9 protein-coding genes, 1 tRNA gene and 1 rRNA gene are annotated in these 12,237 nt (G+C 57.7%); 5 read left to right on the top strand and 6 right to left on the bottom strand.

Features of this window, described 5'->3' with window-relative positions:
* Positions 1-101 precede the first annotated feature (101 nt).
* The 5 genes from secF to queA form a co-directional block, all read right to left on the bottom strand.
* Positions 102-1,016 (bottom strand): protein translocase subunit SecF, encoded by a 915-nt coding sequence (gene secF, locus AC1DVE_RS29135; protein ID WP_223458589.1) that lies wholly within the window; start codon positions 1,014-1,016, stop codon positions 102-104.
* 9 nt (positions 1,017-1,025) lie between these two features.
* On the bottom strand, positions 1,026-2,894 hold the full coding sequence (gene secD / locus AC1DVE_RS29130) for a protein translocase subunit SecD (RefSeq protein WP_223458587.1): 1,869 nt from the start codon (positions 2,892-2,894) through the stop codon (positions 1,026-1,028).
* Positions 2,895-2,958: 64 nt separating this feature from the next.
* Positions 2,959-3,294 carry a preprotein translocase subunit YajC gene (yajC, locus tag AC1DVE_RS29125; protein WP_007982729.1) on the bottom strand — a complete coding sequence of 112 codons (336 nt, stop codon included), beginning with the start codon at positions 3,292-3,294 and terminating at the stop codon, positions 2,959-2,961.
* Between the two features lie 43 nt (positions 3,295-3,337).
* Positions 3,338-4,453, bottom strand: coding sequence for a tRNA guanosine(34) transglycosylase Tgt (tgt, locus tag AC1DVE_RS29120; protein ID WP_191624894.1), 1,116 nt, complete (start codon positions 4,451-4,453; stop codon positions 3,338-3,340).
* 14 nt (positions 4,454-4,467) lie between these two features.
* Entirely contained in the window at positions 4,468-5,532 is a 1,065-nt protein-coding gene (gene queA / locus AC1DVE_RS29115; RefSeq protein ID WP_223516000.1) for a tRNA preQ1(34) S-adenosylmethionine ribosyltransferase-isomerase QueA, read from the bottom strand.
* A gap of 107 nt (positions 5,533-5,639) precedes the next feature.
* Here queA and AC1DVE_RS29110 point away from each other — a divergent pair.
* The 5 genes from AC1DVE_RS29110 to AC1DVE_RS29090 all read left to right on the top strand — a co-directional run bounded on the left by AC1DVE_RS29110 (position 5,640) and on the right by AC1DVE_RS29090 (position 11,936).
* Positions 5,640-5,724, top strand: a tRNA-Leu gene (locus tag AC1DVE_RS29110).
* A 163-nt stretch (positions 5,725-5,887) separates the two neighbouring features.
* A complete protein-coding gene (locus tag AC1DVE_RS29105) occupies positions 5,888-7,207 on the top strand; it encodes a tyrosine-type recombinase/integrase (RefSeq protein ID WP_477784380.1) in 1,320 nt (439 codons plus the stop codon).
* A 907-nt stretch (positions 7,208-8,114) separates the two neighbouring features.
* The gene (locus tag AC1DVE_RS29100; RefSeq protein ID WP_223533070.1) at positions 8,115-9,095 is read left to right on the top strand and encodes an integrase domain-containing protein; all 981 of its coding nucleotides are present in this window, start codon (positions 8,115-8,117) and stop codon (positions 9,093-9,095) included.
* Positions 9,092-9,367 carry a hypothetical protein gene (locus AC1DVE_RS29095; RefSeq protein ID WP_223533067.1) on the top strand — a complete coding sequence of 92 codons (276 nt, stop codon included), beginning with the start codon at positions 9,092-9,094 and terminating at the stop codon, positions 9,365-9,367. The genes AC1DVE_RS29100 and AC1DVE_RS29095 overlap by 4 nt, the downstream gene beginning before the upstream one ends.
* Before the next feature lie 196 nt (positions 9,368-9,563).
* Complete coding sequence (locus tag AC1DVE_RS29090) at positions 9,564-11,936, top strand: TOTE conflict system archaeo-eukaryotic primase domain-containing protein (RefSeq protein ID WP_223533065.1); 2,373 nt, start codon at positions 9,564-9,566, stop codon at positions 11,934-11,936.
* Between the two features lie 99 nt (positions 11,937-12,035).
* Here the strand turns inward: AC1DVE_RS29090 and rrf are convergent.
* A 5S ribosomal RNA gene (rrf, locus tag AC1DVE_RS29085) occupies positions 12,036-12,151 on the bottom strand.
* Positions 12,152-12,237: the final 86 nt, after the last annotated feature.

Raw genomic sequence — 12,237 nt, 5'->3', positions numbered from 1 at the left:
CATGCGGAACTTGTCCGCGCTTCTCCCTGCCTTGGAGCACAAAAAAAGGCGCGAGTTCAACTCGCGCCTTTTTTGGACTACATCGCTTAAAGACTTTGCCTTCAAGGACGGTCGTCGACTTCCTTCTCGGTATTGACAGGAGGAATCAGGTCTTCCGTGCTCAGGTTCAGCCAGATCAGCACCACGTTCGCGATGTAGATCGACGAGTAAGTACCCGCCAGAACACCGATGAACAGGGCGATGGAGAAGCCGAACAGGTTGTCGCCACCGAAGAACAGCAGGGCCGCGATCGCCAGCAAGGTGGAGATCGAAGTCGCCATGGTCCGCAGCAGGGTTTGCGTGGTCGAGATGTTGATGTTCTCGATCAGGCTGGCCTTGCGCAGTACACGGAAGTTTTCACGAACCCGGTCGAATACCACGATGGTGTCGTTGAGCGAGTAACCGATGATCGCCAGTACCGCCGCCAGCACCGTCAGGTCGAAGGTGATCTGGAAGAACGACAGGATACCGACAGTCACGATCACGTCGTGGATCAAGGATACGATCGCACCGACCGCAAACTTCCACTGAAAGCGGAAAGCCAGGTAGATCAGGATGCCGCCCAGCGCCATCAGCATGCCGAGGCCGCCCTGGTCGCGCAGCTCTTCACCCACCTGCGGGCCGACGAACTCGACACGCTTGACCGTCGCCGGGTTCTCGCCGCCGACCTTCTGCAAGGCTTCGGCGACCTGGTGACCCAGCTGCGGGTCTTCGCCAGGCATGCGCACCAGCAGGTCGGTAGTCGCACCGAAGTTCTGCACGATGGCTTCGTGATAACCCGCGGTCACCAGCTGCTCACGCACCTTGGTAACGTCGGCCGGACGCTCATAGGTCAGCTCGATGAGCGTACCGCCGGTGAAGTCCAGGCCCCAGTTCATGCCCTTATGGAAGACACTGAATATTGCCAGTGCGGTAAGGAACAATGTGACGCCGAACGCAAAGTTGCGAACGCCCATGAAGTTGATTGTACGTAACATGGCAGCCCCTTAAATCCACAACTTCTTGAAGTCACGACCGCCGAAGATCAGGTTGACCATCGCGCGGGTCACCATGATGGCCGTGAACATCGAGGTAAAGATCCCGAGGGACATGGTCACTGCGAAGCCCTTGACCGGGCCGGTGCCCATGGCAAAGAGGATGCCGCCGACCAGCAAGGTGGTCAGGTTGGCGTCGAGAATCGCGGTGAATGCCCGGCCGAAGCCTTCGTTGATTGCGCGCTGCACGGTCATGCCGGCGGCGATCTCTTCACGAATCCGCGAGAAGATCAGCACGTTGGCGTCGACCGCCATGCCCATGGTCAATACGATACCGGCGATACCCGGCAGGGTCAGCGTTGCACCCAGCAGCGACATCAGGGCCAGCAGCATCACCATGTTCACCGCCAGCGCGACGGTGGCGATCAGGCCGAAGAAGCGGTAGATGGCCATGATGAACAGCGAGACAAACAGCATGCCCCACAGCGATGCATCGATACCCTTGGTGATGTTGTCGGCACCCAGGCTTGGGCCGATGGTGCGTTCTTCAGCGAAGTACATCGGTGCAGCCAGACCACCGGCACGCAGCAGCAGCGCCAGTTCGGACGATTCGCCCTGGCCGTTCAGGCCGGTAATGCGGAACTGCGCACCCAACGGCGACTGAATGGTCGCCAGGCTGATGATCTTCTTCTCTTCCTTGAAGGTCTGGACCGCCACGTCTTTTTCGACGCCGTTGACCATCTGCTTGGTGTAAGTGGTGATCGGACGCTGCTCGATGAAGATCACCGCCATGCTGCGACCGACGTTCGAACGGGTCGCACGGTTCATCAGCTCGCCGCCGTGACCGTCCAGACGGATGTTCACTTCCGGCGTGCCGTGCTCGCCGAAGCCAGCCTTGGCGTCGGTCACTTGGTCACCGGTGATGATCAGGCCACGCTCGATCAGCGCAGGAGGACGCTTGCCCTCACGGAACTCGAATTCCTCGGAAGTGGCTTTCGAAGCACCCGGCTCAGCAGCCAGACGGAACTCCAGGTTGGCCGTCTTGCCGAGGATACGCTTGGCTTCAGCGGTGTCCTGCACGCCCGGCAGCTCAACCACGATGCGGTTGGCGCCCTGGCGCTGAACGATCGGTTCGGCAACACCCAGCTCGTTGACGCGGTTACGCACCGTGGTCAAGTTCTGCTTGATGGAGTATTCACGGATTTCCGCCAGCTTGGCCGGGGTCATCGCCAGACGCAGCACCGGTTGACCATTAAGGTCGGCCGGAACAATGTCGAAATCGTTGAAGTTCTTGCGGATGATCGTACGGGCCTGTTCGCGGCTGTCTTCATCAGCGAAGCCCAGCTGAATGGCACCGCCCAGTTGCGGCAGGCTGCGATAACGCAGTTTCTCTTTACGCAGCAGGCTCTTGACGTCGCCTTCGTAGACTTTCAGGCGCGCGTCGAGGGCTTTGTCCATGTCCACTTCCAGCAGGAAGTGCACACCACCGGACAAGTCCAGGCCCAGCTTCATCGGGTGCGCAGCGAGGTTGCGCAGCCATTGCGGGGTGGTTTGTGCCAAGTTCAATGCAACAACGTAGTCATCACCCAGCGCCTTGCGTACAACGTCCTTGGCCGGCAGCTGGTCTTCAGCCTTGGTCAGGCGAATCAGGCCGCCCTTGCCGTTGGCGGCCAGGGTGGCAGCCTTGACGTTGATCCCGGACTCTCTGAGCGCCGTGCTTACACGGTCCAGATCAGCCTGATTGACCAGCAGCGCAGTGCTTGCACCGCTGACCTGAATGGCCGGGTCATCAGGATAAAGATTGGGAGCGGAATAAATCAGACCGACCGCCAGCACCGCCAGGATCAGAATGTATTTCCACAGAGGATATTTGTTCAGCATCACGCCGCCCGTTTATGACGCGGGGCGCCTTGCGCGCCCCGTCGATTGAATATGAAGTTGAAACTCAGATCGCTTTGAGCGTGCCTTTTGGCAGCGTGGCGGCGATGGCGCCTTTCTGGAACTTCATTTCGACGGTGTCGGAAACTTCCAGAACGACGAAATCGTCGGCCACTTTAGTGATCTTGCCGGCGATGCCGCCGGTGGTCACAACTTCGTCGCCTTTCTGCAGGCTGCTCAGCAGGTTTTTCTGCTCTTTGGCGCGCTTGGCCTGTGGACGCCAGATCATCAGGTAGAAGATGACCAGGAAACCGACCAGGAAAATCCACTCGAAACCGCCACCCATTGGGCCGGCAGCAGGTGCAGCGGCGTCAGCCATGGCATTAGAGATAAAAAAGCTCATTTAGCACTCCAGTTGCAAATGTTGAATCTTGGGGTCAGAAAACTCAGTCCAAAGGCGGAACAGGTAACCCGCGTTTGGCGTAGAAGGCATCGACAAAGGCGGCCAATGTACCCTGTTGAATAGCCTCGCGCAAACCAGCCATAAGCACTTGATAATGACGCAAGTTATGGATGGTATTGAGCATGCTCCCCAGCATTTCGCCGCACTTGTCCAGGTGATGCAGATAAGCGCGGGAGAAGTTCTGGCAGGTATAGCAATCGCAGGTCGGATCGAGCGGCGAATCATCATGGCGATGGAACGCGTTCCGGATCTTCAGCACGCCGGTATCGATGAACAGATGCCCGTTGCGGGCATTACGGGTTGGCATCACGCAATCGAACATGTCCACACCGCGGCGCACACCCTCAACCAAGTCTTCCGGTTTGCCAACGCCCATAAGGTAACGAGGTTTGTCAGCCGGCATCATGCCCGGCAGATAATCCAGCACCTTGATCATTTCATGTTTGGGCTCGCCCACCGACAGGCCGCCGATGGCCAGGCCGTCGAAGCCGATCTGGTCGAGGCCTTCCAGGGAGCGCATGCGCAGGTCCTGGTGCATGCCGCCCTGAACGATGCCGAACAGCGCCGCCGTGTTGTCGCCATGGGCTTCTTTCGAACGCTTGGCCCAACGCAGGGACAACTCCATGGAAATACGGGCGACGTCTTCATCCGCCGGGTACGGCGTGCATTCGTCGAAAATCATCACGATGTCGGAGCCCAGGTCACGCTGGACCTGCATCGACTCTTCCGGGCCCATGAACACCTTGGCGCCGTCGACCGGGGAAGCGAAAGTCACGCCCTCCTCCTTGATCTTGCGCATGGCGCCCAGGCTGAACACCTGGAAACCGCCGGAGTCGGTCAGGATCGGGCCTTTCCACTGCATGAAATCGTGCAGGTCGCCGTGCTTCTTGATCACTTCCGTGCCCGGGCGCAGCCACAAGTGGAAGGTGTTGCCCAGAATGATTTCAGCGCCAGTCGCCTCGATATCCCGTGGCAGCATGCCCTTGACCGTGCCGTAGGTGCCCACCGGCATGAAGGCCGGGGTCTCGACGGTACCGCGCGGGAAGGTCAAACGACCGCGACGAGCCTTGCCATCAGTGGCCAGCAGCTCGAAAGACATACGACAGGTGCGACTCATACTGTTTCCTCTGGGCCCGATTCTTTAGGGGCAGTCGGCGCAGGATTACGCGTGATGAACATCGCATCACCGTAGCTGAAAAAGCGGTAACCGTTGTCCACGGCGGCCTTGTAGGCAGCCATGGTTTCGGGATAACCGGCGAACGCCGAAACCAGCATCAACAGCGTGGATTCGGGCAAATGGAAGTTGGTGACCAGGGCATCGACCACATGAAACGGCCGGCCCGGGAAGATGAAAATGTCGGTGTCGCCACTGAACGGCTTGAGCACGCCATCGCGGGCGGCGCTTTCCAGGGAACGCACACTAGTAGTCCCCACCGCCACCACTCGACCACCGCGAGCGCGGCAGGCGGCAACGGCATCGACCACGTCCTGGCCGACTTCCAGCCATTCGCTGTGCATGTGGTGGTCTTCGAGCTTCTCCACGCGCACCGGCTGGAACGTGCCGGCACCAACGTGCAGGGTCACGAACGCGGTCTCGACGCCCTTGGCGGCAATCGCCTCCATCAGCACCTGATCGAAATGCAGCCCCGCCGTCGGCGCCGCCACCGCGCCCAAACGCTCGGCGTAGACGGTCTGGTAACGCTCGCGGTCGGCACCTTCATCCGGGCGGTCTATATAAGGAGGCAGCGGCATGTGCCCGACGCGGTCGAGCAGCGGCAACACTTCCTCAGTGAACCCCAGCTCGAACAACGCATCGTGCCGCGCCAGCATCTCGGCCTCGCCACCGCCGTCGATCAAGATCTTCGACCCAGGCTTCGGCGACTTGCTGGAACGCACATGGGCCAGCACACGATGACTGTCGAGCACCCGCTCCACCAGGATTTCCAGCTTGCCGCCGGAAGCCTTCTGGCCAAACAGCCGCGCCGGAATCACCCGGGTATTGTTGAACACCATCAAGTCGCCGGGGCGCAAATGCTCCAGCAAATCAGTGAATTGACGGTGTGCCAGGGCGCCGCTGACCCCATCAAGGGTCAACAGGCGACTATTGCGCCGCTCGGCCAGCGGATGGCGGGCGATCAGCGAATCAGGGAGCTCGAAGGTAAAGTCAGCAACGCGCATGATGGGGTTCGTCTAGCAGGGCCGGGAAGTCTAGCGGAAATATCAAAAATTCTCCATGTACCTGATTGACCAGCGGTTATCTCATCTCTATACTTCGCCGCCATTGAGCCCTGATGGCGGAATTGGTAGACGCGGCGGATTCAAAATCCGTTTTCGAAAGGAGTGGGAGTTCGAGTCTCCCTCGGGGCACCATTTGCAGTACATAGACGACTACCAGCGTCTACGCAACACCTCTAGAGCCCGCTAACTGCGGGCTTTTTGGTCTCTGGGGTTCCATCCCCGTCCCTTGCAAGCCAGCCTCTTTTTGGTACATTTTCTGTACAGATTCCAGTTCGAGAACCGGAGGTGTACAGCCATGCCCCTCACCGCCTTGCAAGTCAAAGCGTCCAAGCCTACCGACAAGCAATACACATTGGGTGATAGTTCGGGTCTTGCCCTTTTGGTTCAGCCGAACGGGCGCAAGTACTGGCATTTCCGCTATACGTACCTTGGTCGGCCGTCGCGGGTGTCGCTTGGTGTCTATCCGAGCATCTCCTTGCAGGAGGCTCGTGAACGGGCTGCTGAATGCCGGAAGCTGCTGAAGGACAACATCAACCCTGGCGCCAAGCGGCGGGATGACAAGCAGCAGCAACGGGAGGCTGGGCTCAACACCTTCAGGCGAGCGACGGAGTACTGGTATCAGTTCAAGGCCGACTCCGGCCGCAGCCATGCGACGCTAAAGAAGATTCGCGACTACCTCGACAAGGATCTGCTACCGGCACTCGGCGAGATGCAGCTGGAGCACATCACTCGCGCCGACTGCGCGAAGTTGCAGGCCAGCATCGAAAAGCGCGGGTCGTTCAATGTGGCAGACAAGGCTCGGACCTGGCTCAAGCAGATTTTCAGTCAGGCGATTGCGCGGGGGTTGTGCGAACACAATCCGGCTTCAGAACTTCATGCCATCGCGTTGGTGCCACCTCCCCCTGAGCACTATCCGCATTTGCGTGAAAGCGAGCTGCCGGAATTTCTTCAGGCGCTGAGCAAGACCACCAGCCGATTGCCGTCGAGGATTGCTTCGTGGATGGCAATACTGACGGCGAGCCGACCCGGCATGGTTCGGTATGCGACGTGGGATGAAATCGATTTTGAAGAAGGGACGTGGACCATACCAGCTGAACGCATGAAGATGCGCCGGGACTATGTCAGTCCACTGCCCCATCAACTGATCGCGATGCTGATCAAGCTGCACCAATGCACTGGGCGCAGCCGTTATCTGTTTCCGGGGAGTGGTGAGAAGCAACCCGTCATCAGCGAGAACACGATCAATCTGGTGTTTGCCAAGATTGGCTACAAAGGGCGGATGGTGAGCCATGGCGTTCGCCACACCGCGAGCACGCTGCTGCGCGAACATGGGTGGCTGAAGGATCATGTTGAAAGCCAACTGGCGCATGTCGAGGGTGGCATTGCTGGGGAGTACAACCAAGCGCTGTACCTGACACAACGGCGGATCATGATGCAGTGGTATGCCGATTATCTCGATGCGCTCAGGGTTGGGATTACGGCGAGCCTGCGGGATCAGTTTGATACGCGGGTTAATCAGTTTCTGTCGCGCAAGTCTTCAGAGCTTCTCGGGGTCAACGCGGTCGATGGCGGCATCAGCGCCTTGGAAGATGAGCGTGGCGCATTCCAGCGCTAACACGCCAGTGAAATCTCCACAGCGTTGCCTTCCACGCGGCCCCTTCCAAGCAGGGCGGCAAAGCCGCCCTGCTTGGAAGGGCCTCACTTGAAAAACCTAAAAATCAGTGTAACCGTCTTCTAGAAACCACGGATTTCCATAGACGGCTTATGCCATTCGCAGCCGCAGAATTCTCGAAAAGTCGAGCCTTGACCCTGTCTATCGGCGAGCGTAGAAAAGATCGTGCAAGTGCTGTCGTTGACAGCAACCCAGGTAGCCAGAACCTTTAAGGCTACGCCACACCGTGGTGGTTCTCCCAAAGTGTGATTAGCGTCCGGCGGCTCGCACGGTCACAGCGATGTGATGGATGCCTACTTTTACCAGTGTGCCCACTGCGGCAACTCATCCCCCTTCATAGCTGCCCTGCAGCAACCAATCCGCTTGGCCACTCCCGTGCGCCAACCTGCGCCCGTCTCTTTCCCCCAGAAAGAGACGGGCGCTCCAACCGCTGCTGCAGCCCAACTCGTACAGGGCTTTGCGGCATTCCCCTTCGTGACAATTGGCGTGACAAACACCGAAGTCACCAGCAATAGCGATGCAGATGAAGGTGCCGCAGCCCAGGGAATGGACTGCACCTGACTGACAGTCAGGCATGCCCCGGTCATCGAATCACTGCCTTCACCCGACTCAGGATCTCGCGGCGCCGGTCTCGTCAGCCAGCGCAGCCTCCACCCGCCCACTTCCTCGGAAGTGTTCAGGAGGCCAGATCATGAGATGCCCAAGCTCCCGGTCGTAAGGAGTCGCCAGTCCCGCGTTAGTGGACAACCCTCACAGGTCGCAGGGGCCTTGATCCCTGATAACACTCAGCATTCATGGCGGGATGACGTGGGGAAGGTTTTAAAGGTTTGGCTTCGAGAGGAGTTTGATCATGGCATTGGTCGGTAGACGGGACGGGCGGAACTTTGGCTATGGACGGCAACTGAGTTATGCCGGGCCACAGGCGCTACGTGATCTGTTTGGCGGCGGGCATTACGGGACGGTCAAAGCGTACAGTGATCGCTGGCAGGCGTTTGCGCGCTGGTGTCGGTCGGAGGATGGGCCAGGGTTTAACGATGCTCGGCAGATTGCTCGGCGGACTTTGCTCGATTACGCCAGATATCTGCGGCAGCAAGTTGAACAAGGTGAGCTCGCCATCGCCACCGCGCAAAACCGATTGTCCAGCGTGAACCGAACCATGGCCGCGCTTCGCGGTGATCTGAATGTGAAAGTACCGAGCCCGAGCAAGGCACTAGGAATGCAGCGCACCAGCGTTCGTTGCTCAGTGCCGCAAGGCCAAGATCGCGAACACGTGAAACGGATCGTCGACGTGCTTTGCGAACACCAGCAGCCGCGCGCCGCGGCCATCGTGCAGTTGGCGCGAGCCACTGGCATGCGCTTGCGCGAGGCCATTTTGGCCGACCTTCCCCGCCTAAAACGTGAAGCCGAACACTACGACAAAATCAACATCCAGGACGGCAACAAAGGTGGCCGCGGCGGCGCAACCGCGCCTCGTTGGATCACGGTGGATGACCATATTCGCGAAGCGCTCAGGTACGCCGAACAGGTCTCACCCGACGGTAGCCGCAACCTGCTGGCACCGAACGAGAGCTACCTCGATTTCCAACGGGAAATCGTCCGCCCCGCCCGAGATATCCTCCATACGCACGACCTCAAAGGCTTCCACGAACTGCGTGCGGCTTATGCGTGCGAACGCTATGAGCAGATCACCCATCACCTGGCACCCATTAACGGGGGCAGGTGCAGGCGCCTCGATCCACGCCTTGATCGAGAGGCACGCTTACAAATCAGCTATGAGCTGGGACATGGTCGAATCGACGTAGTATCGGCGTATATCGGTGGTCAGGTATGAATAAACCATTCGATATGGAGATCTTCTTGGCTGGGGTGCTGACTGGAGCACATGCCACACGCGAACGTCACATCCGCCAGGCCAAGACTATTCAAGCAGCCATTTCTGAACGCTGGAACCGAGATAATCCATGGACATGGCAAAGAAAACATCTCGTTTGGTTTTTGAACGACCACATGAACTCAAACTCGAAATCGACGCGCTACTACTACCTGCTGACTAAAAACCTGATCACTCTGCGCCTAGGAAAATCCTGGAACTTTCCACGCTAGCCGAATGCCAGCAACTGCGCGCTCTGTATCCCTCACCGGCAGATTGAGCCAGCCAACGATTTGATTGGGACTAGGGCGGACCCCTTGAGCTCCTGAACCGAACCTCTGTTGTTTGATAACCTCTATGTTTTACTGATGGACTGAGGGTTGTAGCTCGAGGCTACAGGCTTCACCTGAGACGTAGAGGCTGAAGGCGGTGATAGACACTAGTCTGGTGGCGAAGCTAAGGGCTGAGAATGCAAGATTGGTTGCCTTGCTGGATGCTCACGGCATCGAATGGCGCCCGCCTGCTGAGCCAGTCAAAATAGCGATTGTCCAAGCAGAGCAATCACAGCAACTCGATACTGAAGGAAAGCTTGCCCTATTCCGAAGCTTGTTTCGTGGCAGGACGGACGTTTATCCCATCCGCTGGGAAAGCAAGGCAGGCAAATCAGGATACGCACCCGCTTGCGCAAACGAATGGAGGCCTGGCGTTTGTGAGAAGCCCCGAATTAAATGTGGCGACTGCGGTAACCGCCAGCTGCTTCCGCTGACCGATGAGGTGGTCTATCGCCATCTGGCGGGCGAAGTGGTCGCTGGTATCTACCCCCTACTCTCTGATGACACTTGTTATTTTTTGGCGGTCGACTTCGATGAGGCCGAATGGCGTGATGATTCCAAAGCTTTTGTGCAGTCATGCCATGAGCTGAACGTCCCGGTGGCGCTGGAAATATCGCGCTCAGGCCAAGGGGCTCATGGCTGGATTTTCTTTGAGCGTAATGTTCCTGCCTGCGATGCGCGCCGCCTCGGTGCCGCAATCATCAGTCATGCCTGTGAGCGCACCCGGCAGTTGGCGCTCAGCTCCTATGATCGACTGTTTCCAAACCAGGACTATATGCCCAAAGGCGGCTTTGGAAATCTCATCGCGCTCCCTTTACAAAAGCGCGCCAGGGCCCAAAACAATAGCGTTTTTGTAGACGACTCGCTTGAGCCTCATCCTGATCAATGGGCCTTCCTGGCATCGATTCAGCGCATGAGTCCAGAAGATATCCAGCCCGTTATTATCCAGGCGATGGGTAATCGGGACCCTCTAGGGGTCGCCTATGTCGATGACGAAGGTGATGCAGAACCCTGGAAAGATCGTGAATCGAGATCACGTAAATTGACATGCCCGTTGCCTGCTGCTGTCAACATCACGCTGGCTAACTTAATTTACTTTGAAAAGTCGGAATTGCCACAGCCATTGGCAAACCAGCTTGTCCGGCTCGCTGCCTTTCAAAATCCCGAGTTCTACAAAGCTCAGGCCATGCGCATGTCAGTATGGAACAAGCCAAGGATTATCGGCTGTGCCCAGAACTTCCCCAAACATATTGCGTTACCACGTGGCTGTTTGGATGCTGCGCTGGAGCTTTTAGAGGAAAACGGGGTTACCCCTATTCTTAAAGACGAACGCTTCGCGGGCGACCCCATCGACGTGAGCTTTCTCGGGACCCTGCGTTCTGACCAAGAGGCTGCTGTCAGCGCAATGCTAAGTCATGACACCGGTATCCTCTGCGCACCGACAGCTTTCGGTAAAACGGTGAGTGCTGCTGCGTTGATTGCCGCACGTGGCATTAACACGTTGGTGCTTGTGCATCGGACGGAGCTGTTAAGGCAGTGGCAAGAGCGCTTGCAGGCGTTCTTGGGAGTCGGGAATGGTGTCGTTGGTACTCTTGGGGGCGGAAAAGCGAAGCTTACAGGCATCATCGACATTGCCGTAATGCAGTCGTTATCGCGAAAAGGCGAGATCAGCGATCAGGTAAAAAACTACGGCCAGATCATCGTTGATGAGTGTCATCACCTATCAGCAGTGTCATTCGAGGCACTACTGAGGAGCGCGACCGCGCGGTACGTACTGGGACTCACAGCAACCCCAGTGCGCCGAGATGGGCAGCAGCCCATTATTTTCATGCAGTGCGGACCGATCCGACATTCTGCGCCTCGACCAGCGAGTGCGCCCCATGACCTATCTGTCGTGCCTCGATTGCTGCCCAAACCAATAGTGGTCCCCGACGGCTTTGGGATTCAGGACATTTTTCGGCGTCTAGCCGACGACTCTGAGCGGACAGCCAAAATCGTCTCGGAGATTGAGCTGGCGTACAACGAGGGTAGAAAAATTCTAGTGCTAACGGAGCGGACGGAACATGTGGATGCCCTTGAATTAGAATTGAAGCAGCGCGTGCATAACCTGTTCACGCTTCATGGGCGAGTGCCTAAGAAACAGCGCATTTCCCGTATGCATGAGCTTGAGTCCCTTCCCCCTGATGCTCCACGAGTGCTGTTGGCAACAGGAAAACTAGTAGGTGAAGGCTTCGATCATCCGCCGTTGGACACGCTGGTGCTGGCAATGCCCATCTCATGGAAGGGAATCCTTCAGCAATATGCGGGACGGTTGCATCGATCGCATGCCGATAAGGTCGACGTGCGAGTGATCGACTTCGTTGACGGGGGTAATGTCGCACTGCTGAGGATGTGGGATAAGCGCCAGGCGGGTTACAAAGCGATGGGCTACCGTATGGCTGATTCCATGGTCACCATGGACCTACTCTAACGTGGTTGACGGTCAACCTCCGTACCAGTCTCAGGATGCTTTTTTCGAGGACAAACAAAACCCCTACCTGCATACGCAGATAGGGGTTTCGGAATTTAATCTTGACGATGACCTACTCTCACATGGGGAAACCCCACACTACCATCGGCGATGCATCGTTTCACTGCTGAGTTCGGGATGGGATCAGGTGGTTCCAACGCTCTATGGTCGTCAAGAAATTCGGGTACTGAGTCGTGACCGGTTGGCCTCGCTTCAGCAAATTGGGTATGTGACAGCTTTCGGTGTTTTGTGCTGCTTTTGT

It is taken from the genome of Pseudomonas sp. P4_B4 (genome assembly GCF_056402255.1).
This window is presented reverse-complemented; position numbering and strand designations above follow the sequence as displayed.